Raw genomic sequence first — 21,707 nt, forward strand, 5'->3', positions numbered from 1 at the left:
CCGACCGGGACGGCGGGGACTGACATGACCGCGAGCAATCTGGATCTCTCCGGTTCAAGGGGTGCGAGGCCAAAGATCATGTCATACCCATTGCGCCAACTTCGTCCGGTTGTTCTCATTTTGCTGTCGACGTTTGGCATCGTCGCCTCGATCGCGTTCCGTTTTGCCAGCCTGCCGGCGGCATCCTCCTATGTGCTTGCCGGATGTATCCTCGTCACATTGCTGTCTCTTGCCGTGGACGTCGTTGCAGGACTTCGTGCCGGAGAGTTCGGGCTGGACTTTCTCGCCGCGGTTGCGATGGCTTCGGCGCTGTGGTTCGGCGAGAATCTTGCCGGTGCGATCGTTGCCGTGATGTACGCCGGCGGCCAGTTCCTGGAGGCTTACGCGCACCATCGAGCCGACGAGGGCATGTCCGATCTCCTGGCGAAAATTCCGCGCACGGCACACAGGTTAAGGGGCGAAGACATCGAGGAAGTATCTGTCGAGGCCATTGCGCCTGACGACATTATTCTCGTCAGATGCGGCGATGTCGTAACCGCGGATGGTATCCTGCAGAGTAAGAATGCGCTTTTGAACCAGGCGCTTCTCACGGGCGAGGCGCTGCCGGCTCGGCTAGTGCGAGGCAGCGAGGTGATGAGCGGGACGGTCAATCTGGGCGATGCAGTAGAAATCCGCGTCCTGCGGTCTGCGAAGGACAGCGCCTATGCCGGGATTGTGAACCTGGTGGAGGCCGCGAAGCGGTCGAAAGCGAAGCTTGTCCGGCTGGCGGATCGATATGCTCTTGCCTTTCTGTCGCTGGCGCTCGCAATTGCCGCGGCGTCTGCGATTGTCTCGGGCGATTTGCATCGCGTCGTCGCGGTCTTGGTCGTGGCGACGCCTTGCCCGTTGATCCTGGCCGTGCCGGTCGCCTTGGCCGCAGGGACGTCCAAGGCTGCACGCCAGGGTATTCTCGTCAAGGGATCGGGTCCATTGGAAGCCTTGGCAACAGCGTCGGTGGTCGTATTCGACAAAACCGGAACTCTGACGCTGGGCGAGCCCGTCGTCACACAGATAGATGGGCCGGAAGATCCGGACGAGGTGCTTCGTCTGGCGGCCTCGCTGGATCAGGCGTCTGCGCATGTTGCGGCAGTGGCGCTTCTCAAGGAGGCGCGCCGTCGGCACTTGAGGCTCAGCAGGCCGTCGGAGGTGGTCGAACGTCCGGGCGCCGGCATTACCGGCCTGGTCGACGGACAGAGGATCAGCGTCGGCAGCGAAAACTATGTTGAAAGGCAGGAAGGCGTGGCGCCCGGCGGCTCAAACGGTTCGACGGCCCTCAGGGCGTCGGTGATGATCAACGGCAAGGTTGCGGGTGTCATAACGATGGAGGATCGCTTGCGCAGCGATGCCCGCGCAACGATTGACGGCCTTCGGACACTGGGCATCAAGCGGCTGGTGCTTGCCTCCGGCGACGAACGGTCGATTGCGGCGGCGGTCGCCTCCACCCTCAGCCTCGACGCCGTCAAAAGCCGCCTGTCGCCCGCCGACAAAGTGGCCGTCATCAAGGAAGAACGCACTGGCGGACCGGTGCTGATGGTCGGTGACGGGGTGAACGATGCGCCGGCCCTGGCGGCGGCCGACGTCGGAATGGCCATAGGCTCGCAAAATCTGGCGGCGGCCGCTCAGGCTGCCGACATTGTCCTTGTCAGGGATAGCCTTCGAGGCATCGTCGATGCGATCACAACCGCCCGCCGCGCGCGCAATATCGCACTGCAAAGCGTCCTTGCCGGAATGGGCCTGTCTCTCCTTGCAATGATCGCCGCGGGATTGGGATATCTGCCTCCGGTCGCCGGCGCGATGCTGCAGGAAGTGATTGATGTTGCAGTCATCGTGAACGCGTTGCGAGCCCTTCACTGATTGCTGACAAGGCATGGCGGCTGTTGTCCGGCGACCTCACCGCAGCAAGGCTTGGCGAGGTGCTCGCTGCGGCAGGCCGGCATCTGTCAAAGACTCTTTGCTTCCTTGTCTTGGTCTCGGAAATTGCGCTTCATCAATGCACGAGGCGGGCGTCAACCTACAATACGTTGGCGATCAGGTGAAAGGAGCACCTCATGTCATTGGGTTTACGGGAATTCACCTTGGCCGAATGCTACGCCATCCTGGAAGAGACGCGCTTTGGGCACCTGGCCTGCTGCAAGGACGGCCAGCCATATGTCGTGCCCATCTATTTCGCCTATGACAGCGGCGTCGCATACTGTTTTTCGATGCCCGGCCGCAAACTGGAATGGATGCGCGAAAACGACAAGGTTTGTCTGCAGGTCGATCAGCGGGCGGGCTCGGGCTGGAGGAGCGTCATCGCTGAAGGAAGGTTCGAGGAGTTTCCAGATACCGAAGTTTGGCGCAGCGAACGCCTGCACGCCTGGGAAATGTTGCAGAAACACTCGGACTGGTGGGAAGTCGGCTCGCTTAAGCCCCAAGAAGTTCCAGTCCTCGGCAAATCTCCGCACATTTTCTTTGGAATCCTTGTGCGGTCATTGTCGGGCCGCACCGCTTTCGCCGTCGACTAGCGCGCGCTTTTCGGAACGCACGGGGGGCGGTTCAAAGATTACAGCGCTGCGGGGCGGCTCCTGCAGCGCTGTAATCGTCGTGGCGTCAGTTTTTGCGGGTGCGGCCTGGCTCTGAACCCAGGCTCTCGTCCGAGGTTGGCTCGCGGTCCGCCCGTTCAATGGGCCATGAAAATCGGGACCTTGGTCTCTTCGATCATCCTGCGCGTCACGCCGCCGAATATCGTCTGCTGCCAGCGCGGGTGATTGTAGGCGCCCATGACGATCAGATCGGCTGATGTATCGATAGCGTGCTGCCGAAGAACCTCATCTGCGCGCTGTCCGCCACTGGCAAGGCGGTCCACCTGAACCCTGACGCCGTGACGGGCAAGATAGGTGGCGATATCGGCGCCCGGCTCCTCGCCATTCGCGCGCATCCTGGCGACCGGATCCACCAGAGTGACATAAACAATGTCTGCCTGTTTGAGCAGATCAAGCGACTGCCGGGCTGCGCGCGACGCCTCGTCGCTCGAATCCCAGGCCAGCAAAACCGACCTGGACGACGAATTCATCGGCCGTGTTCCGCGGTTGATGAGGATTGGGGTTGGCGTCCGGAAGAGTGCGCCGTCGATGATCCTTTTGCGCAGCTGGTCGTCCCGGGCCGCCTGCCGTCCGACAAGGACGACATCGGCGTAAAGCGCCCGCTCGGCAATGTCCTCGTCAGCCCATGCAAACTCCGTATAGACGTCCTGGACTTCGGAGGAGATTCCGCTTCGGTCAAGAATAGTCTTGATCTCGTCCGTCTTCTCGGAGAGCGCGTCGATTTCGCGCTGGCGTTCCTCGATCCAGACGGTAGAGATGGCGTTATACTCGCCGATCATCGGAGGCGCTCCCAGCGAAATCACCATCGCATTGAGATGTGCGCCATGAGCGCCGCAAAAATCGACTGCGGTTTTCAGGTCTTCCTCGAACTGATTGACGCTGAGGATATTCAGTACCGTCCTGATGGTCATGTCGATATACCTCTCTGGTTGGATAGGAGAAAGCGTAGCAGCCACGGCAGAGCGTTCCTTGACCTTCGTCAAAGCGATGCCGATTTAACTGTGTAGGCTGTTCTTCCCTAGCAGGACTTTCCGGGCAGGCCCGGTATCAGTTTGGAGGCGGCAGATGCTTTCGACGGAGCGAGATTTGAAACGGGGCGGTGAGCGCTTCCCCATTCCTTCGCAGGGTGAAGTCGAAGGCAGGCTGCTGATGTTCGAAGTAGTCGCCGTCACCTGCCTGCAGGAGCTTCTCGCCAAAACGGATCCGCATCTGATTTTCAGGCTTCGCCGCAAGCTCCTTCGCAATCTGAAGGAAAAGTGCGCCCCGCTGAAGCTATGCGTGGACGACGAAAAGGCCGCAAAGGAGTTCGCGCTTCAGCTGTTGAGCGCAGCTGTGGAAGAGGCAGAAGACAAAGGGCGAACCGGCAGCCAAGATCCGCAGCAAGGCCATTAGGAGCCACTGCTTCATGTCTTTCTCGCCTTGCGATCAAGAGCCTCCCTGTAGGCGGGTTCCAGTAAGGATAGATTGAAATAGACTGCTATCACGACATATCCAATCGAAGTCTCCCCAGAGGCCAGACGACTGGCCGTTTCTGGATCCGCGCATGTTGACATCAATCATGATGACCGACGCATTCCAACGTCTCAGCCTCGCGCTGGCGATCGGCATTCTCGTCGGAATCGAGCGCGGATGGCGCGGGCGGGAGGCCGCACCGGGCAAGAGAGTGGCCGGTATCCGCACCTATGGCCTCTCCAGCTTCCTCGGCGGCTTTTGCGGGTTCCTGCAGCCCATCACCGGGCCGATCCTGCCGACGGCCATCTTCGTCTTTTTCTGCATCACGATCCTTGGCTTCAGCGGCGTGCAGGCGGTGCGCGAGCGGGACTACAGCGCGACCGGCGCCATCGCCGCGATAACGGTTTTTGCGCTCGGCTTCGGCGCCGTCGTCGCGGACATGACGACGACCGCGGCGAGCGCGGTCGCCATGACGGCACTTCTGGCGGCGCGGGAGCCGCTGCATGGATTTCTGCGCAAGCTGACCTGGCTCGAGCTGAGAGCCGCTCTGATCCTGCTGACGATGACCGTCGTCATTCTTCCAATTCTTCCCAATGAGGCCGTCGATCCTTGGCAAATGATCAATCCCTTCGAGCTGTGGATGCTGACCATATTCGTGGCAGCGGTTTCATTTGCGGGCTATGTGATGATCAGGCTCACCGACGCCAGAGCCGGCCTGCTGCTGACGGGTGCCTGCGGCGGTATCGTCTCCTCGACGGCACTGACGCTTTCCTTTGCCCGTCAATCGAAGCAGACGCCCGCCCTCTCGCCGCTGCTTGCGGCCGGAGCGATGCTGGCGGGGGCCGTATCCCTGAGCCGTGTGCTATTGATCTGCGGCGTCATCGCACCTGGCGTGTTGATGGAGCTTGCGGCATTGCTCGGACCGGCTGCCGCAGTGCTCGCCATCGGCGGCGGCCTCGCCGGCTTCTCGCCGCGCTCCGACGACGGCCCCGACTTTTCACCGAAAAATCCGTTGGAGGTGATGGTCGTGTTGCGTTTTGCTCTGCTGCTTGCGGTCGTCACCATCGTGACGCGGGCGACGGTGGCATATTTTGGAACACAGTCTCTATTCGCCGTTGCCTTCATCACCGGTCTCGGCGACCTTGACGCGATAACCCTGTCCATTGCGAAGCTGCCGTCGTCGAGCGTGCCTGCGGATGCGGCCGCCCATGCGATCGCGGTCGCCGCCTTCGCCAATCTTCTTGCGAAGACCGGTCTTGCGGCGAGCGCCGGAAGCTTGGTCTATGGGGTTCGGCTGGCGGTCGCGAGCGGCATTGCAACGCTCGCCGGCGCTGCCGGCTTGCTGCTGGTTTAGACCTTGTCTGCGCCCGGTCGGACGCGCCGTGTGTGTTCGCCCATCAGACGGGAGCAGATCGCGCCAGCCTGCCCTCACGCGCCAAGGTCGGCTGCGTGAATGCGAATGCACCCATCGCGCTCGACATCCCCGCGATCGTATTTTGCGCAGGCAATTCGGCTGAAGAGGTCGATATTCTCCTGAAGCCGGCTTTCGTCGCAACGTGGCGGCGCGCCAACCTCAAGAAGGGCTTGCCTGTCGATAACGACCATCTGGTTCGTGCCGCCCGCATCCATGACCAGCAGCGCTTCCTCGCCGGACGACTTCATCATTCCACTGATCAGCTTCAAGGACATTGCTTTTCTCCGGATCGGTTGAACTCGTAAACCTGCCGCGGGAAGCCGCCGGGCTCGTGGCGCAGGCTGTCGGACATTCTGTCCCCATGCGGAGCCGCCTGCCTTGACGCATATCAAATGAGTTCGCCCACCGGATGCCGGCGCAAGGCTTCCTCAGCCGAGGTCGCTCAGGAATGCGTCGGTCTCCATGAGTTCCAGCTGGACGGAAAATCGATCGTGCAGCAGTTCCAGCGACGCGTCATAAGTGTCGTCGGCGCTGCTGCAGACAGCATCCTTCAGCAGGATGACCCGATAGGCGAGATCGATGGCGCCGAGGGTCGTGGCAAGCACGCAGACATCCGTCTCCCCGCCGGTGATGACAAGAGTGTCGACCCGCTCCGACTGAAGAAGCGTATGGAGGCGGCCGTCGATCCAGGGCGAATAGGTGCGTTTGTCGAAGCATCGTGCCGGCGGAACAAGCGAGGCCAGCGAGGAAGCCAGATTGACGAGCTCGGGCGGCAGATACTCGCCCGTCATCATCCACCATTTCTGGTAATAGTCGCGCCATTTTCCCGGCATCGCGTCCGGATGCTGGGGCGGGACGAAGCGGGTAAAGATCGTCCGGGACGGATGCCGGCCGGCAAGTTCCTCGATCTGCGGAGAGATCCGAACCATCCAGGGCACGTGCCATGGAGTGTCTTCGGCAAACATGCGCTGCATGTCGACGCAAAGATGCCGCCACTCGCCGATCCCGGCCATCACATCCTCCCTTCGTCTTCCGGCGTCAACCGCTGCCCGGAACGAAAGTTCCCGCTTTAGGCAATGGCTCCTGAGGCGATTGTTCGTGGTTCGGCGCCGCCCTCCGATTTGGCGAAGCAGTCGAGTTCGCGAAGCGGAACCGGTTTGGAGAAGAAATAGCCTTGGAGATCGGTGCAGCCGAGGGCGGTCAGAAAGTCGCGCTGATATTCGGTTTCGACACCTTCCGCCGTTGTCGAGATGCCGAGGTTGCGGCTGAGGGTGACGATCGCGCCGATGATGGCCGCGCCGTTGGCTTTTGCGCCAAGCTGCGAGACGAAGGAACGATCGATCTTGATGCGGTCGATGTCGAAACGCACCAGGTGGCTGAGGCATGAAAAGCCGGTGCCGAAATCATCGAGGGAGATTTGAATGCCCCGGCTGCGCAGCGATTTCAGCACCGTATAGATATCCGAATTATCCTCAATCAGCGAGGACTCGGTGAGCTCGAGCTCAAGGCGGGATGGCGGCAGGCCGGTCTCTTCAAGCACGGCGATGACTTCCTCGGCGAAATTCGGTCTTCTGAGCTGGGCCGGCGACACGTTGACCGCCACGAAGGTGTCTTCAGGCCAATTGCAGGCGGCCTTGCAGGATTCCCGCAGGACCCAGAAACCGAGGGCGTCGATGAGGCCGCCCTCCTCGGCGGCGGGGATGAAGCTCGCAGGGGTCAGCAGTCCGCGCTGACTGTGACGCCAGCGCACGAGAGCCTCCGCGCCTGAGGCCGCGTATCCGCCCTCGGCCCGATGCACGGTCTGGTAATAGACCTCCAGCGATCCGAAATCCGGCCTGGTGCTGCCCGGGCCGGTTTGGGCACTTTCAGCGGACGAGGCCGTGCCTTTGGCCAGAACTTCGCGCAATTCGTTCTTGAGAATGTCGCGCGCATTTCTGCCGCCGTCCATGGAAGGGGAATAGACGCGCCACTGGCCTCTTCCGCCCATTTTTGCCTCGTAAAGCGCGACGTCGGCATAACGCATGAGGTCATCGGCAGTTCGCCCGGCATCAGGCACGATGGTGAGGCCGATCGAGCCGCCGACCCGGGCGACCGCTTCGCCCCTCAAGAGCGGGAAGGGTCTGCCAAGTTCGGCGACGATCGCGTCGCATATCGACAGCAGGACTTTATCGTCATTCCTGATGTCGCGCAGAAGCAGGGCAAATTCGTCGCCCCCGAGCCGGGCGAGCGTGTCGCCTGGGCGAAGGACGGACCGGATCCGCTCCGCGGCCATCCTGATCAGCTCATCACCGGCGGCATGGCCGAACGTGTCGTTCACCGCTTTGAAGCGGTCAAGGTCGAGAAGTGCGACGGCCGAGCGCTCGGTCGAATGCCGCGTTTCGGCCAGGCACTCCTCGAACCGCATGGCGAACAAAGCGCGGTTGGGAAGGTCAGTCAGCACGTCATGCAAGGCCAGCTGCCTTGCATGCAGCTCGCTTCGCTTCAACTCGCCGAGACTGCTCCGCAGCCGCACGAGCAGCACCGAAAACAGCACGGCGATCACCAGGGCCGCAATCGAAAGCGCCGGCATCAATCGGCCGATCACCCGTGAACCTGGAAGATCGGGTCGCCATACGATGAAGCCGATCGGTTCACCATTTGCCGTCGCGTCGATTTGGAACGCGACCTCATTTTCGTCGGCATCGGCGGTGCGGGCAAAGCGCGCCCCGTTGAGACCCTGCTGCCGGCTCAATTCGTCGAGGGCCGCACCATCGAGAAACCGCACGACGATCAGGAATTGCCGCGTCGGCTGCGGCTGTCCCTCGGGCGCTTCGTTGATGGCGACGATGCCGACGATCGTCGGCCGCCCCTCCAGCCGCATCAGATTGGCCAGCGCATGGTTGGGGCGAACCGCGCTCGCCCGGCGGCTTTCCAACGAGGATGGCATTCGGTCGGTGAAAGTCGGGCTTTGGCTTGCCGTAAGACGGCTGTCTTTAAGGAGCGGCAAAAAGAGAGGTTTCATCCAGCGATAGCGCTTTTCCGTTTTCGCATCGGTCAGCATGCTCAGCTGAGCCTTCTCGTCGACGACAAAGGCCTGATCGTATCCGAAGGCGGACATTGCGGTTTCGCTGATTGCGCTGCCGGCCGCCCCGGTCAGAACCGTATCGAGGCTGGAGGAAACACCTGCCGACCGGGACGCGGGATAAACGCGGGCAAGATAGCCGTTGCCGAACTGACCGATGACATGAGCGACCTGATCGACCTGCTCCCGCAGGCGCGCATTCACCAGCTGACGCTGGCGATCAAGCGCTGCAGCGTCGCTTTCGGTTCCCGCCCAGAGTGCGGAAAGCACGACCAGTCCAATCGCTCCGAGCCCGCTGATGGCGATCAGAAAGAGAATTCTTCCCGAGGCGATCCAGGACTTCTGAAACGTGTTGGAGCTGGAAGGAACAACGATGTGCAAGCCTGGACCCCTGGACACCACGACACGGGCGCATTCGTCAACGCTAACAAATAAGCGTTCACGTAGAATTAAAGGCTGCGGCGCACTATAGGGCGAGATCGATCACGCCCAGGGGGTTCCGGCGATGTTGCGAATATCCATTCAGACTTTATTGCGCGCAGCGCTGATGGTGAGCGGGGTGGGTGTCGTTTTGGCTGTGGTCTCGCCGCTGCCGGTGGCCGCGCAAGAGCGAATGCCGATGAGAGTCGCCGTCGAAGGTGCGTTTCCGCCCTTCAACTATCTCGACGCGAACAACAAACTTCAGGGTTTCGACATCGATATTGCCAATGCCCTCTGCGAGACCGGCAAGTTCGAATGCCAATTCATCATCGAGAAGTGGGACGACATGATCCCCGATCTCGTTGCCGGAAAATACGACGCGATCATCTCATCGATGTCGATGAGCTTGGAGCGCCGCCAGAAGGTCGCATTCACCGAGAAATACTACAACAGTCCGTCAGTGTTCATCGCTCGCAAGGATTCGCCGATCACTGACGTCAGCCCCGCCGCCCTCAGCGGTAAAAAACTCGGGGTGACGTCGTCGACGGCGCAGGAATCTTACGCCAACCATTTCTATCCCGACATGAAGAAGACGGTATTCCGGTCGTCGCCGGAATTGTACAAAGGCCTGTCGGACGGGCACGTCGACATTATCCTGGAGGATAAGCTCGCCATTTACGACTGGATCGCCAATACGAAGGCGGGAACCTGCTGCGCGTTCAAGGGGCCGGATCTGGTCGACGTCACTTATTTTGGCGAAGGTGCCGGGATTGCTGTGCGTCTGGACGACAAGGAGCGTCTTGCACGCCTGAACGAGGCGTTGAAGGCGATCAAGGAAGACGGGACTTATGACATGATCAATGCCAAATATTTCCCGTTCAGCATCCAGTAGCAGGCAACAGAATTTTCGTGTGACTGATGCGAGATGGCCGGTTTTTCCCGGCCATCTCCGTTTTGAGCTAAAGCGCGCCGCTGTGCACTTAGCGCGACTCTTTATCGTCAGGCGGCTTTCGCGACCTCTCCATGCGGGTCGAGAACGAACTTCGTCGCCGCGCCATGGTCGAAGCTCTCATATCCCTGGGCGGCTTCGTCGAGCGGGATGACCTTGGCGTTGACGATATCGGCGATCGGTAAGCGGTCGTGGAGGATCGCTTGCATCAGCTGGCGATTATATTTGAGCACCGGCGTCTGGCCGGTGTGGAAGGACTGCGCCTTGGCCCAGCCGAGGCCGAAGCGAAGCGAAAGATTGCCGTGTTTGGCGGCATTGTCGACGGCGCCCGGATCCTCGGTGACGTAGAGGCCGGGAATGCCGATCGAACCGGCGGCGCGGGTGATCTCCATCATCTGGTTGAGCACGATCGCCGGCTGTTCGCCGCCCGAATGGCCGCGGGCCTCGAAGCCGACGGCGTCGATGGCGCTGTCCACCTCGTTGCTGCCGACGACCTCAGCGATCATGTCGCCGAGACGGTCGCTCTTGGAAAGGTCGATCGGTTCGAAACCGACCTTGGCCGCATGCGCCAGGCGGTCCTTGTTGAAATCACCGATCATGACGACTGCCGCGCCGAGGATGCGAGCCGAAGCCGCAGCCGCAAGGCCGACAGGGCCGGCGCCGGCAATGTAGACGGTCGAGCCGACGCCGACGCCCGCGCGCACCGCGCCATGGAACCCGGTCGGCAGAATGTCTGAGAGCATGGTGAGATCGCGGATCTTCGCCATCGCCTTGTCCCGATCCGGGATCTTCAGCAGGTTGAAATCGGCGTAGGGAATGGTGACATAGCGTGCCTGTCCGCCGATCCAGCCACCCATGTCGACATAGCCGTAAGCACCACCGGCGCGGGCCGGATTGACCGTCAGGCAGACGCCGGTGTCCTGGGATTTGCAGCAGCGGCAACGGCCGCAGGCGACATTGAACGGCACCGAGACGATATCGCCGATGTCGAGCATCTCGACGTCGACGCCCTTCTCGATGATCTCGCCGGTGATTTCGTGACCGAGGACCAGGCCCGGCATCGCCGTCGTGCGGCCGCGGACCATGTGCTGGTCGGAGCCGCAGATGTTGGTCGAGATCACTTTCAGGATGACGCCGTGTTCGATGCGGCGGCCGTCGGGCGCTTCCAGCTTCGGGTCGTCGATGTCGCGAACTTCGACCTTGCCCGGCCTCAGGTAAACGACGCCTCTATTCTTGCTCATGGATTCCTCCCATTTGTTGAATGCCTCGATCTGCAACCGATGCGGACGATGGCAATACTTTCCTCCGGCCTGCCTCCTCTGCAGTCCGGTATTCACACGCCGCATCGGGCGATATTCGAATTTCGCAGATAAGCGGGGACAGACTGGATCGAGGAGAGAGTGAATACGATAGGGCTGGCCTGTCGTGCCGCTCGTCATCGCCCGCCGCAATCCGTAGATCTGCTGCGAAAGAGTTGATTTAGGGCTACAGAACCTCCTTTCGATCCGTCAGGATATCTTTTCCGGATAGCTATCCGGGTGATCCCAGAGGATTTCAGTTCTTCTACCACCGTGGGGCAGCGCGCCGGCGGCCTGCCTTGCTTCATGTCGCTAGCTCGCGAGGCTGCGCCGTAACCATGACAGGAAAACATGCCTGACGAAAAACAGAGCCCGGAAAAACGACACGGGTGCCCCTCAAGACGACAATCGACAAAGTCGTCATCTGCGGTCGGTCAGCGGCAGATGCTGTCCTCAATCGTGATTGGACATCGGCTGCGACCTGAGCCACGCTATTTCTCGGGAGCGGACCGTCTATTTTTCCGAAGATAGGAGGCCGGAATGGAACAGTACGCACTGGAGCAGCTGAAAACAGTTGCCAAGATCAGCACGAGCCTTAAGCGCCTTGAACTGACACGGCGCGAACGCATTGAACGGTGGGCCGAAAGTCTCGAACGCAGCCCCAAACCGTTTCTGAAGACGCTTCACGAAACAGAATATCAGCCGATCGCAGATCGGATTGCCCTGCGGGATGACGACACCCCGATCTCTGTTGCATTCGCTGATCCCATTCTGCGGGCGGCCGGAATGGAAAATGACAGCTATGGAGAAGCCAAACGGTTCTTCGAACTCAGCGACGAACAGTTGCACGAGCTTGTCTGCTTCTGTCATTTTGGCGAAAGCGTCAGCGCTGCAGCAGTCGCTCGCCGCGTGCGAAGGATGGCAGATCCGAGACCAAGCGGCTTTTTCGCTCAGCTTCGTGCGTTCTTTAGCTGATTGGGGCTAAAGAGCTCGCCACGGTGACCGCGCCAGCGGCGTGACGGTCTGCGGCCTTGTCCGGCCTGCAGGGATTTGCGCTGATGCTTGGCAAGGGGGTCGGCGACCGTCCGGCTTAGCGGTCGTGCGACCAGCGGCTTCGTCTAGCATCGATTGCCGTATGCCAGAACACGGCGCCGAGGATGATGGCGCCGCCGAAATAGGTGGCGATGGGCGGCTCTTCGGAAAATAGCAGCCACACCCAGAAGGGCGTCAGCACGATTTCCATCGTGCCGATCAGCGCGGCTTCCGCCGGCGGCATCCGTTTTGCGCCGGCGAGGAATAGCACCAGTGCCAGCGAGAAATTGGTCGCACCGAAGGCGGCAAGGACGATCCAGTTGTGCAGGTCGAGCGAGCCGACCGAGCCGAAAGGTGCGAAGATGACCAGAGTCAGGAAGGCGCTGACCACGGTCGGCGGCAGACTTGGCACACCCGGATTGATTCGCGGAATGATGATGACGAGCGCGAAGGACGCGGTCATGCCGAGCGCCAGCAGATCGCCCCAGCCGGTGCCGCCGCCGATCGACGAGGCGACGATGACGCCGACGCCGAAGAGGGACACGGCGCCGGCAATCATCGTCCGCCTGGCAACCCTCTCCTTGAGGATGAGCCAGCCGAACAGAGCCGCGATGAAGGGCGTCGTCGCATAGATCATCGTCACATTGGCGACGGTGGTCATGTAGAGCGCCCCGATGAAGCATCCCTGACTGAAGGTCTGGCATGCGATCATCGCAAGACCTGTGGGATGGAAGACGGAACGCCATTGCCGCCGCGAGATGCCCCCTTCGAGGAAAAGGCAGGGGATCAGCAGGAACAGGCCTCCGAACAGCGACCGCCAGGCGATTGCCGTCCATACGTCGGTGGTGAGGAGCCGCGAGTAAACGCCACTCGCACTCCAGGCTAGTGTCGCGGCAACGATGAGAAGCACACCCTTCTCGTGCTCGCTGCCTGCGAGGTGTCTGGCCGGATTTTCAATGGTCACGCAGAGATTCTCAAAGAAGGAAGTCGAACGCCGCCCATTTCTGCGCCAGGAATTGACATTAGACAAACGAATAGTAGTGATGGCTATCATCGATTTTTTCTATGGCTGCCAATGCAAGAACCGATCGAGAGCGACCTTCTCAGAACCTTCCTTGTCGTCGCCGAGACGTCGAACTTCTCGGCGGCCGCCCAGCGCATCGGGCGGACGCAATCTGCCGTCAGCACCCAGATCAAGCGGCTTGAGGCGGCAATCGGCGAAAACCTTTTCGAGCGCGGCGCCCGCGGTGTGCTGCTGACGCGCCAAGGCATTCAGCTGGTGCCCTATGCCCGCAGGGTCATCGATCTTCTGAACGAGGCGGCGGCGATGATCCGCAGCAAGCCTCTTGACGGCCCGGTGCGCATCGGAATTCCCGAGGAATACAGCCAGACGGTACTGCCGGCAGCCCTTGCGGCTTTCGCGGTTCGCCATCCGGCGGTCGAAGTGACCGTCTCCTGCGACTACACGGTCCGCAACCTCGCCGCCCTGGAACGGGACGAACTCGATCTCGCCGTCGTTTTCGACTGGAGCGATCAGAACAAGGGCGAGGTCCTCTGCGTCGATCCGACCGTCTGGGTTACGTCCATGGTGCATCGGCTGCACGACATCGATCCCCTGCCGGTTGCGACCTATCGCAACTCCACCTGGTCACGCGATTTTGCGCTCCGTTCGCTGGAGCAGATCGGCCGCAGCTACCGGATCGCCTTCATCGCCGATACCGGTTCGGGGCTGAAGAATGCCGTGACAGCGGGCCTTGCCGTCACGACGCTTTCCCGCAGCAGCATTCCGCCCGGATGCCGGGAACTGACGGCCGAAGACGGTTTTCCGCCGGTCGATTCCTCCAAGGTCGTATTGCGCCGCAATAGTTTCCGCTCCAGCGAGGCGGTGCGGGAATTGGCCGAAATGTTGCGGGACGCATTCCAGCCTATGTCTGCGCCGATGATATGATGCGGCGGCGCAAGCGGCGGCGCGTCTCCGACGGGCTCTCGAAAAAACTCGCTCGGTAGCTTCTGGCGAAGGCCGAGGCCGAATTGAAGCCGGTCGCCGCCGCGATGTCGGCGAAGGAGGCGGTCGTTTCGATGACCTTGCGGCGCGCCGTGTTCAGGCGCAGCGCGAGATAATGCACGTGCGGCGGCGCGCCGATGCTCTGCTGGAAGAGATCCTGCAGATGCCGGGCGCTGACACCGACCCTGCGGGCGAGCCGGGCCAACACCAGAGGCTGCTCGATATGCTCCTCCATCAGATGCACCGCCTGCGTCACGCGGGGATCGTGCGCGCGCAGCCCCGCCGAAGCGGCGGAAAGCGTTTCGTCGGCATGGAAGGAAGGCTGCTCATAGCGGAACAGCCGGCTGACTTCGAGCGCCAGCGAATAACCCTGCCGTTGCCGGATCACCTCCAGCATCAGGTCCACGGTCGGGAGCGAACCCGATGTCGTCAGCCGTTTGCCGTCGATGACGAAGCGATCCTTGACGGCCCCGACCTCGGGATAGGCGAGTGCAAAGTCTTCGTAATCCTCCCAATGGACCGTCGCCCGCAGCCCATCGAGCAGGCTTGCTTCGGCGAGCAGCCACGTGCCGGACTCGATGCCGGCAATGATCCTACGGTAGCGGGCGGCCTGGGAAAGCTGCATCTTCAATGCCGGCGTTGCGCTGCGATGCCAGTTATAACTCGCCAGCACGAAGAGCGGCCTGTCCTCGGCCGTCGCCTGAAAGGTGCCTTCGGCCGGGACGGCGATATGGCTGGTGGTCGGAACCGGCGCGCCGTCCGGCGTCAGCAGCCGCCAGCGATAGAGCTCGCTGCCGGCGATGCGGTTGGCGCCGCGCAGCGGCTCGATGACCGACGCGATCAGGATCAGGTTCGTATCCGGCAGGACGAGAAGGTCGATATCGAGCCGTTCCGTCGACCGCTGCAGCATGACCGCCTCCCAAGGTTTCCGATAATGTATCGATAGCTTCCGAAAATGCAAAGCATTGCTGCCGATCCTGTCGCGTAATGCCTGACAATACGGGGAGAAGAAAAACATGCCTCTAGCGATGAACCGCGATGTCTTCATCACCTGCGCCGTCACCGGTGCCGGCGATACGGTCTCCAAATCCAGCTACGTTCCTATCACTCCCAAGCAGATCGCGGATTCCGCGATCGACGCCGCCAAGGCTGGGGCGGCCGTTGTTCACTGCCATGTTCGCGATCCGGAAACGGGGGCCGCGAGCCGCCGCAACGATCTCTACAGGGAGGTCACCGAGCGCATCCGCTCGGCGGATGTCGACGTCGTCCTCAATCTCACGGCCGGCATGGGCGGGGATCTGATCTTCGGCGATGTCGAAAGCCCCCTGCCCCTCAATCCGAACGGCACCGATATGGCGGGCGCCAGCGAGCGCGTCAGCCATGTCGCCGAATGCTTGCCGGAGATCTGCACGCTCGACTGCGGCACGATGAACTTCAATCTCGGCGACTATGTCATGACCAATACGCCGGCCATGCTGCGGGCGATGGCCAAGAAGATGACGGATCTCGGCGTACGCCCTGAGATCGAGGCTTTCGATACCGGCCATCTCTGGTTTGCCAAGCAGCTCGCCGAGGAAGGCCTGATCGAGGACCCGGTGCTGATCCAGCTCTGCATGGGCATTCCCTGGGGCGCGCCCGACGATCTCAACACGTTCATGGCGATGGTCAACAACGTGCCTCAGAGTTGGACCTTCTCGGCCTTTTCGATCGGCCGCAACGCCATGGCCTATCCGGCAGCGGCGGTTCTGGCCGGCGGCAACGTGCGCGTCGGCCTGGAAGACAACCTCTTCGTCGGCAAGGGCCAGCTCGCCACCAATGCGCAGCTCGTCGAAAAGGCCGTGCAGGTGGTCGAGGGCATGGGGGGGCGGATCATCGGACCGGAAGATGTCCGCAAGAAGCTGAAGCTGACGAAGCGCTGAGGATATCATGACCAAGATCAGCAAGGCGGCCTGTATCGGCGGCGGCGTCATCGGCGGCGGATGGATCGCCCGTTTCCTGCTGGCCGGCATCGACGTCGATGTCTTCGACCCGCATCCGGAGGCAACCCGCATCGTCGGCGAGGTTATCGCCAATGCCGAAAAGGCCTATGCGATGCTGACCGGCGCGCCCTTGCCGCCGCGCGGCAGGCTGACCTTCTGCGAGACGCTGGTGGAAGCCGTTATCGATGCCGACTGGATTCAGGAGAGCGTGCCGGAAAGGCTCGATCTCAAGCGCGGCGTCCTGACCGAGATCGATGCCGCCGCGCGCCCGGACGCGCTGATCGGCTCTTCCACCTCGGGCCTGCTGCCCACCGATCTGCAGCGCGACATGAGACATCCCGAACGCTTCTTCGTCTCCCATCCCTATAATCCCGTCTATCTGCTGCCGCTCGTCGAACTCGTCGGTGGTGAGAAGACCTCGGCGGCGACCATCCAGGCGGCGATCGCAAGACTGGCGCCGATCGGCATGAAGGGCGTCCACATCGCCAAGGAGATCGAGGCCTTCGTCGGCGACCGGCTGCTCGAAGCGCTCTGGCGCGAGGCGCTGTGGCTCATCCACGACGACATCTGTACTGTCGAGACCCTCGACGATGTCATCCGCTATTCCTTCGGCTTGCGCTGGGCGCAGATGGGCCTGTTCCAGACCTACCGCATCGCCGGCGGCGAGGCCGGGATGCGCCACTTCCTCGCCCAGTTCGGTCCCTGCCTTGCCTGGCCCTGGACCAAGCTCACCGACGTCGTCGACCTCGACGATGCGCTGATCGAAAAGATCGGCCGGCAGTCCGATGAGCAGGCGTCCGGCCTTTCGATCCGCCAGCTTGAGCGCATCCGCGACGAAAATCTCGTCGGTATCCTCCAGGCGCTGAAGGGCGGCGATGGCGGCAAGGGCTGGGGCGCCGGCAAGCTGCTCAAGGATTTCGAGCAATCGCTCTGGGCGAACGGCGGCGAGAGCATGCCTGCCGATCCGTCGCAGCCGCTGCGGCTTGTCGAAACCAAGGTGAGCCCGGCCTGGGTCGATTATAACGGCCATATGACCGAGCACCGCTATCTCCAGGTCTTCGGCGACACGTCCGATGCGCTGCTGCGCCTCGTCGGCGTCGACCTTGCCTATGTCGAGGCGGGGCACAGCTATTACACGGTGGAAAGCCATATCCGCCATCTCGGCGAGGCGAAGCTCGGGCAGGCGATCCATTCGGCCTGCCAGATCCTGAGCGCCGACGAGAAGCGGCTGCATGTCTTCCACACGCTGCACGACACGGCGACGGCCGAGGTCATCGCAACCGCCGAGCAGATGCTGCTGCATGTCGACAGCAAGGCGGGCAAGGCGGTCCCGGCGCCGGCAGCGGTACTGGGCAGAGTGAAGGCAATTGCTGCGGCCCATGCGGAACTGGCGCTGCCCGAGGGCGCCGGCCGTCACGTCGGCCAGAGGCGGTAAGGAGGATCGGGATGGATTTTGGTCTCAGCGAAGAACAGGAAATGATCGTCGAGACGGTTCGCGCCTTTGTCGAAACCGAAATCTATCCGCATGAGAACGAGGTCGAGCGAACCGGCATCGTTCCGCCGGAACTCGGGCGCGAGATCCAGCGCAAATGCATCGATCTCGGCTTCCACGCCTGCAATTTCCCGGAGGAGGTCGGCGGCGCCGGCCTCGACCACGTCACCTTCACGCTGGTGGAGCGGGAGCTCGGGCGCGGCTCGCTGGGCCTGACGGTCTTCTTCGGCCGGCCCTCCGGCATTCTGATGGCCTGCGAGGGCGAGCAGCGCGAGCGCTATCTCCTGCCGGCGGTGCGCGGCGAGAAGATCGATGCGCTTGCGATTACCGAGCCGGATGCCGGTTCCGACATGCGCGGCATGAAATGCGCTGCCCGCCGCGACGGCGGCGACTTCGTGCTGAACGGCACGAAACACTTCATCTCGCACGCCGATGTCGCCGATTTCGTCATCGTCTTTGCCGCCACCGGCGAGGAGGAAACGCCGAAGGGCATCAAGAAGAAGATCACTGCCTTCCTCGTCGATCGCGGCACGCCGGGATTCGAGATCTTGAAGGGCTATGATTCCGTTTCACATAGGGGCTACCACAACTGCACCCTCACCTTTACCGACTGCCGGATCCCCGAAGCCCAGGTGTTGGGCGAGGTGCATCGCGGCTTCGATATCGCCAATCAATGGCTCTACGGCACGCGGCTGACCGTTGGTGCCACCTGCGTCGGCCGGGCGCGGCGCGTCTTCGAGATGGCGCTGCCCTATGCCGCCGAGCGCAGGCAGTTCGGCAAGCCGATCGGCGCCAATCAGGGCGTGTCGTTCAAGCTCGCCGATATGATCACCGAGATCGACGCGGCCGACTGGCTGACGCTTGCAGCCGCCTGGCGGCTCGACGCTGGCCTTGCCGCCGACCGGCAGATCGCTTCGGCCAAGCTCTATGCCTCCGAAATGCTGGCCCGCGTGACGGATGAAGCGATCCAGATCTTCGGCGGCATGGGTCTGATGGATGACCTGCCGCTTGCCCGCTTCTGGCGCGATGCGCGCGTCGAGCGCATCTGGGATGGCACCTCGGAAATCCAGCGGCATATCATCAGCCGCGACCTGCTCCGGCCGCTGGGAGCATGAGCCGATGACATCCAACCCACTCGACCGCCTGCTCAGACCGCAAACGATCGCCGTCTTCGGCGGCCGCGAAGCGCGCCGGGTGATCGAGCAGTGCGACCGAATGGGTTTTGCCGGCGAAATCTGGCCCGTTCATCCCAAATTGGACGAGGTGCTCGGGCGGCCCTGCTACCGCTCCCTTTCCGATCTGCCTGCCGCACCGGACGCCGCCTTTGTCGGCGTCAATAGAGCGCTTACCGTCGACATCGTGCGCGGCCTTTCGCGCGCCGGCGCCGGCGGGGCGGTCTGTTATGCATCGGGCTTCAGCGAGGCGACGGCGGAACTCGCCGATGGCGCGGAGCTGCAGCGGGCTCTTGTCGAGGCGGCCGGCGACATGCCGATCCTAGGGCCGAACTGCTACGGGCTCATCAACGGCCTCGATGGCGCGCTTCTTTGGCCCGACCAGCACGGCATGAAGCGCGTCGAACACGGCGTCGTCATCCTCACGCAGTCGTCAAATATCGCCATCAACCTGACCATGCAGACCCGTGGGCTGCCGATCGCCTATGTGGTCACCGCAGGCAACCAGGCGCAGACATCACTTGCCGATGTCGCCTGCGCGCTCATCGAAGATCCGCGCATCACGGCAGTCGGCCTGCACGTCGAAGGGTTCGGCGATCTCTCCGCCCTTGAACGTCTTGCCGCCATTGCCCGCCGGTCGAAGAAGCCGGTCGTTGTGCTGAAGGTGGGCAGGTCCGAGCAGGCAAGACACGCGGCGGTGTCGCATACCGCCTCGCTTGCCGGCAGTGATGCGGTAGCGGATGCCGTGCTCGCCCGCCTGGGCATCGGCCGTGTCCAAAGCCTGCCGGCGCTGCTCGAAACCCTGAAGCTTCTGCATATCGCCGGGCCTCTCCCGAACCGATCGATCTCATCCATGAGCTGTTCGGGCGGCGAGGCTTCGCTGATGGCGGATGCCGCCGTCGGCCGCAAGGTGGAATTCCCGGCCCTGCAGCCGCAGCAATTGCCGCGTCTGCGGCAGGTGCTGGGCGAGATGGTGGCGCTTTCCAACCCGCTCGACTACCACACCTTCGTTTGGGGCGATGCGGCGCGCCAGACGGAAGCCTTTACCGCCATGTTCGCGGGTGGCTTTGCCCTCAACCTTGTCGTCCTCGACTTTCCGCGCGGCGACCGCTGCGATGCAGCCGAATGGATGACGACGGCAGACGCCGTCATCGCTGCCGCCTCTGCGACCGGTGCGCTCGCCGGTCTTCTCGCAACCCTTCCCGAGAACATGCCGGAGCCAGTCGCCGATCGTCTGATGGCAAACGGTATCGTGGCTTTCTCCGGCATCGATGAAGCCATCACCGCCGCAGAAGTCGCCGCCGGCATCGGCAAGGTCTGGGATCGCCCGCCACCACCGCCGCTGCTTGATGTGCGCCCTACGGACGGCGAGATCGAAACCCTGACGGAAGCGGATGCCAAGATTGAACTTTCTGCCTGCGGCCTTCCCGTTCCCCGAGGGCTGCAGGCCTTTTCTTCCCGCGAAGCCGCAGAGCAGGCCGAACGGCTCGGCTTCCCCGTCGTTCTGAAGGGCCTCGGCATAGCGCACAAGACAGAGGCAGGAGCTGTCGTGCTCAATCTTAGGAATGCGCAGGCCGTATCGGATGCGGCAGCGGCCATGGCCAGCGATGCCGGTTATCTCGTCGAGAAGATGATCGATCCTCCGGTCGCGGAGCTCATCGTCGGCGCCACCCGCGATCCCGTCTTCGGATTGTCGCTGACATTGGGAGCGGGCGGAATTTTCGTGGAATTGCTCAAGGATTCGGTCATCCTGCCGCTTCCGGCGACGAAAGCCGAGATCCACGCAGCGATTTCGCGTCTCAAGATTGCGAAATTGATTCATGGCTATCGCGGCCGGCCGAGAGGCGATCTGGAAGCTGCCGTCGATGCTGTCGCAGCTACGGCAGAATATGTCGTAACGAATGCGGTGCGACTGGAGGAACTGGACCTTAATCCGTTGATGGTTCTTCCCGAAGGGCGCGGTGTGGCCGCAGTTGATGCTCTCATACGGCGAAGGAGGTAACGCAGGTTTGAGCGATCCTATTCGCACACGACGTGACGGCGGCGTATTGGAGGTCGTCATCGACCGGCCGAAGGCGAACGCCATCGACCTTGCGACCAGCCGTACCATGGGACTGCTCTTCCGGGATTTCCGCGACGATCCGGAATTGCGCGTCGCCATCGTGACGGGTGGGGGCGAAAAGTTCTTCTGCGCCGGATGGGACCTGAAGGCGGCCGCATCAGGCGATGCGGTCGACGGCGATTACGGTGTCGGCGGCTTTGGCGGACTGCAGGAACTGCGCGACCTGAACAAGCCAGTCATTTGTGCGGTCAATGGCATCTGTTGTGGCGGCGGATTGGAGATCGCGCTTTCGGCCGATCTGATCCTCGCCGCCGAGCATGCGACGTTCGCCCTGCCGGAAATCTGCTCGGGCACGGTTGCCGATGCGGCGTCGATCAAGCTGCCGAAGCGTATTCCCTATCACATCGCCATGGACATGCTTTTAACAGGGCGCTGGCTCGACGTGCACGAGGCGCATCGCTGGGGCTTCGTCAACGAGGTTCTGCCGGCCGACCGGCTGATGGAGAGAACCTGGGAGCTCGCCCGCCTGCTCGCAAGCGGGCCGCCGCTTGTCTATGCGGCCATCAAGGAAATCGTGCGAGAAGCGGAGGGTTCGACGTTCCAGACTGCCATGAACAAGATCACCAAACGGCAATTTGCAACCGTCGACCGCCTCTATTCGAGCGAAGACCAATTGGAAGGCGCCCGCGCCTTCGCCGAGAAGCGCACCCCCATTTGGAAAGGAGAATAGTCAGGCGGCAGCAACCGCTA

General features: G+C 62.2%; 19 protein-coding genes. 12 read left to right on the plus strand and 7 right to left on the minus strand.

Translation table 11 applies throughout. The features are described from left to right. Positions 1–78: 78 nt before the first annotated feature. On the plus strand, positions 79–1,893 hold the full coding sequence (locus AMC88_RS22730) for a heavy metal translocating P-type ATPase (protein ID WP_064826100.1): 1,815 nt from the start codon (positions 79–81) through the stop codon (positions 1,891–1,893). 194 nt (positions 1,894–2,087) lie between these two features. Beyond that, positions 2,088–2,543, plus strand: coding sequence for a pyridoxamine 5'-phosphate oxidase family protein (locus AMC88_RS22735; RefSeq protein WP_064823342.1), 456 nt, complete (start codon positions 2,088–2,090; stop codon positions 2,541–2,543). A 155-nt stretch (positions 2,544–2,698) separates the two neighbouring features. Here AMC88_RS22735 and AMC88_RS22740 read toward each other — a convergent pair whose 3' ends face one another. Continuing rightward, positions 2,699–3,532, minus strand: coding sequence for a universal stress protein (locus AMC88_RS22740; RefSeq protein ID WP_064826014.1), 834 nt, complete (start codon positions 3,530–3,532; stop codon positions 2,699–2,701). A gap of 154 nt (positions 3,533–3,686) precedes the next feature. On the opposite strand from AMC88_RS22740, the gene AMC88_RS22745 reads away from it, so the two are divergent. Beyond that, on the plus strand, positions 3,687–4,013 hold the full coding sequence (locus AMC88_RS22745) for a hypothetical protein (RefSeq protein WP_010014965.1): 327 nt from the start codon (positions 3,687–3,689) through the stop codon (positions 4,011–4,013). Between the two features lie 151 nt (positions 4,014–4,164). Beyond that, positions 4,165–5,427 carry an MgtC/SapB family protein gene (locus tag AMC88_RS22750; RefSeq protein WP_064830096.1) on the plus strand — a complete coding sequence of 421 codons (1,263 nt, stop codon included), beginning with the start codon at positions 4,165–4,167 and terminating at the stop codon, positions 5,425–5,427. 74 nt (positions 5,428–5,501) lie between these two features. Here AMC88_RS22750 and AMC88_RS22755 read toward each other — a convergent pair whose 3' ends face one another. From AMC88_RS22755 to AMC88_RS22765, 3 genes are all read right to left on the minus strand, one after another. Continuing rightward, positions 5,502–5,762, minus strand: coding sequence for a hypothetical protein (locus AMC88_RS22755; protein ID WP_064830097.1), 261 nt, complete (start codon positions 5,760–5,762; stop codon positions 5,502–5,504). Positions 5,763–5,915: 153 nt separating this feature from the next. Then, on the minus strand, positions 5,916–6,500 hold the full coding sequence (locus AMC88_RS22760) for a cysteine hydrolase family protein (protein WP_064819652.1): 585 nt from the start codon (positions 6,498–6,500) through the stop codon (positions 5,916–5,918). Positions 6,501–6,556: 56 nt separating this feature from the next. Beyond that, positions 6,557–8,929, minus strand: coding sequence for a putative bifunctional diguanylate cyclase/phosphodiesterase (locus AMC88_RS22765; protein WP_064826015.1), 2,373 nt, complete (start codon positions 8,927–8,929; stop codon positions 6,557–6,559). Positions 8,930–9,053: 124 nt separating this feature from the next. On the opposite strand from AMC88_RS22765, the gene AMC88_RS22770 reads away from it, so the two are divergent. Continuing rightward, positions 9,054–9,860, plus strand: a complete 807-nt coding sequence (locus AMC88_RS22770) for a transporter substrate-binding domain-containing protein (protein ID WP_064826016.1) — start codon at positions 9,054–9,056, stop codon at positions 9,858–9,860. Between the two features lie 107 nt (positions 9,861–9,967). Here the strand turns inward: AMC88_RS22770 and fdhA are convergent, their stop codons facing one another. Next, positions 9,968–11,158, minus strand: coding sequence for a formaldehyde dehydrogenase, glutathione-independent (gene fdhA / locus AMC88_RS22775; RefSeq protein WP_064826101.1), 1,191 nt, complete (start codon positions 11,156–11,158; stop codon positions 9,968–9,970). A 597-nt stretch (positions 11,159–11,755) separates the two neighbouring features. Here fdhA and AMC88_RS22780 point away from each other — a divergent pair. Next, the gene (locus AMC88_RS22780) at positions 11,756–12,190 is read left to right on the plus strand and encodes a hypothetical protein (protein ID WP_064826017.1); all 435 of its coding nucleotides are present in this window, start codon (positions 11,756–11,758) and stop codon (positions 12,188–12,190) included. A 115-nt stretch (positions 12,191–12,305) separates the two neighbouring features. Here the strand turns inward: AMC88_RS22780 and AMC88_RS22785 are convergent, their stop codons facing one another. Beyond that, positions 12,306–13,211 carry a DMT family transporter gene (locus tag AMC88_RS22785; protein WP_064826018.1) on the minus strand — a complete coding sequence of 302 codons (906 nt, stop codon included), beginning with the start codon at positions 13,209–13,211 and terminating at the stop codon, positions 12,306–12,308. A gap of 111 nt (positions 13,212–13,322) precedes the next feature. Here AMC88_RS22785 and AMC88_RS22790 point away from each other — a divergent pair, with 111 nt between their 5' ends. After that, positions 13,323–14,195, plus strand: a complete 873-nt coding sequence (locus AMC88_RS22790; protein ID WP_016737065.1) for a LysR substrate-binding domain-containing protein — start codon at positions 13,323–13,325, stop codon at positions 14,193–14,195. On the opposite strand, the gene AMC88_RS22795 is transcribed toward AMC88_RS22790, so the two are convergent. Beyond that, positions 14,173–15,162, minus strand: coding sequence for a GlxA family transcriptional regulator (locus AMC88_RS22795; RefSeq protein ID WP_016737064.1), 990 nt, complete (start codon positions 15,160–15,162; stop codon positions 14,173–14,175). The genes AMC88_RS22790 and AMC88_RS22795 overlap by 23 nt on opposite strands. Before the next feature lie 106 nt (positions 15,163–15,268). Here AMC88_RS22795 and bcoG point away from each other — a divergent pair, with 106 nt between their 5' ends. Genes bcoG through AMC88_RS22820 form a run of 5 tightly spaced genes read left to right on the plus strand, consistent with a single transcriptional unit; the run spans position 15,269 to position 21,687 of the window. Beyond that, positions 15,269–16,171, plus strand: a complete 903-nt coding sequence (gene bcoG, locus AMC88_RS22800; RefSeq protein WP_064826019.1) for a 3-dehydrocarnitine:acetyl-CoA trimethylamine transferase BcoG — start codon at positions 15,269–15,271, stop codon at positions 16,169–16,171. A 7-nt stretch (positions 16,172–16,178) separates the two neighbouring features. Further along, positions 16,179–17,666, plus strand: coding sequence for a carnitine 3-dehydrogenase (locus AMC88_RS22805; protein WP_064826020.1), 1,488 nt, complete (start codon positions 16,179–16,181; stop codon positions 17,664–17,666). Positions 17,667–17,677: 11 nt separating this feature from the next. Further along, entirely contained in the window at positions 17,678–18,838 is a 1,161-nt protein-coding gene (locus AMC88_RS22810; protein WP_064823350.1) for an acyl-CoA dehydrogenase family protein, read from the plus strand. Positions 18,839–18,842: 4 nt separating this feature from the next. Beyond that, on the plus strand, positions 18,843–20,897 hold the full coding sequence (locus AMC88_RS22815; protein WP_064826021.1) for an acetate--CoA ligase family protein: 2,055 nt from the start codon (positions 18,843–18,845) through the stop codon (positions 20,895–20,897). A gap of 7 nt (positions 20,898–20,904) precedes the next feature. After that, positions 20,905–21,687, plus strand: a complete 783-nt coding sequence (locus AMC88_RS22820; RefSeq protein ID WP_064826022.1) for a carnitinyl-CoA dehydratase — start codon at positions 20,905–20,907, stop codon at positions 21,685–21,687. Positions 21,688–21,707 lie beyond the last annotated feature (20 nt).

It is taken from the genome of Rhizobium phaseoli (genome assembly GCF_001664385.1).
Taxonomy (GTDB): Bacteria; Pseudomonadota; Alphaproteobacteria; order Rhizobiales; family Rhizobiaceae; genus Rhizobium; species Rhizobium phaseoli.

Excerpts from the sequence above, each read along its gene's own strand:
- AMC88_RS22780 (WP_064826017.1), top strand. The coding sequence starts at position 11,756 with ATGGAACAGTACGCACTGGAGCAGCTGAAAACAGTTGCCAAGATCAGC.
- bcoG (WP_064826019.1), top strand. The coding sequence starts at position 15,269 with ATGCCTCTAGCGATGAACCGCGATGTCTTCATCACCTGCGCCGTCACC.
- AMC88_RS22790 (WP_016737065.1), top strand. The coding sequence starts at position 13,323 with ATGCAAGAACCGATCGAGAGCGACCTTCTCAGAACCTTCCTTGTCGTC.
- AMC88_RS22740 (WP_064826014.1), bottom strand. The coding sequence starts at position 3,532 with ATGACCATCAGGACGGTACTGAATATCCTCAGCGTCAATCAGTTCGAG.
- AMC88_RS22755 (WP_064830097.1), bottom strand. The coding sequence starts at position 5,762 with ATGTCCTTGAAGCTGATCAGTGGAATGATGAAGTCGTCCGGCGAGGAA.
- AMC88_RS22810 (WP_064823350.1), top strand. The coding sequence starts at position 17,678 with ATGGATTTTGGTCTCAGCGAAGAACAGGAAATGATCGTCGAGACGGTT.
- AMC88_RS22750 (WP_064830096.1), top strand. The coding sequence starts at position 4,165 with ATGTTGACATCAATCATGATGACCGACGCATTCCAACGTCTCAGCCTC.
- AMC88_RS22735 (WP_064823342.1), top strand. The coding sequence starts at position 2,088 with ATGTCATTGGGTTTACGGGAATTCACCTTGGCCGAATGCTACGCCATC.
- AMC88_RS22795 (WP_016737064.1), bottom strand. The coding sequence starts at position 15,162 with ATGCTGCAGCGGTCGACGGAACGGCTCGATATCGACCTTCTCGTCCTG.
- AMC88_RS22745 (WP_010014965.1), top strand. The coding sequence starts at position 3,687 with ATGCTTTCGACGGAGCGAGATTTGAAACGGGGCGGTGAGCGCTTCCCC.
- AMC88_RS22770 (WP_064826016.1), top strand. The coding sequence starts at position 9,054 with ATGTTGCGAATATCCATTCAGACTTTATTGCGCGCAGCGCTGATGGTG.
- AMC88_RS22805 (WP_064826020.1), top strand. The coding sequence starts at position 16,179 with ATGACCAAGATCAGCAAGGCGGCCTGTATCGGCGGCGGCGTCATCGGC.
- fdhA (WP_064826101.1), bottom strand. The coding sequence starts at position 11,158 with ATGAGCAAGAATAGAGGCGTCGTTTACCTGAGGCCGGGCAAGGTCGAA.
- AMC88_RS22730 (WP_064826100.1), top strand. The coding sequence starts at position 79 with ATGTCATACCCATTGCGCCAACTTCGTCCGGTTGTTCTCATTTTGCTG.
- AMC88_RS22815 (WP_064826021.1), top strand. The coding sequence starts at position 18,843 with ATGACATCCAACCCACTCGACCGCCTGCTCAGACCGCAAACGATCGCC.
- AMC88_RS22760 (WP_064819652.1), bottom strand. The coding sequence starts at position 6,500 with ATGGCCGGGATCGGCGAGTGGCGGCATCTTTGCGTCGACATGCAGCGC.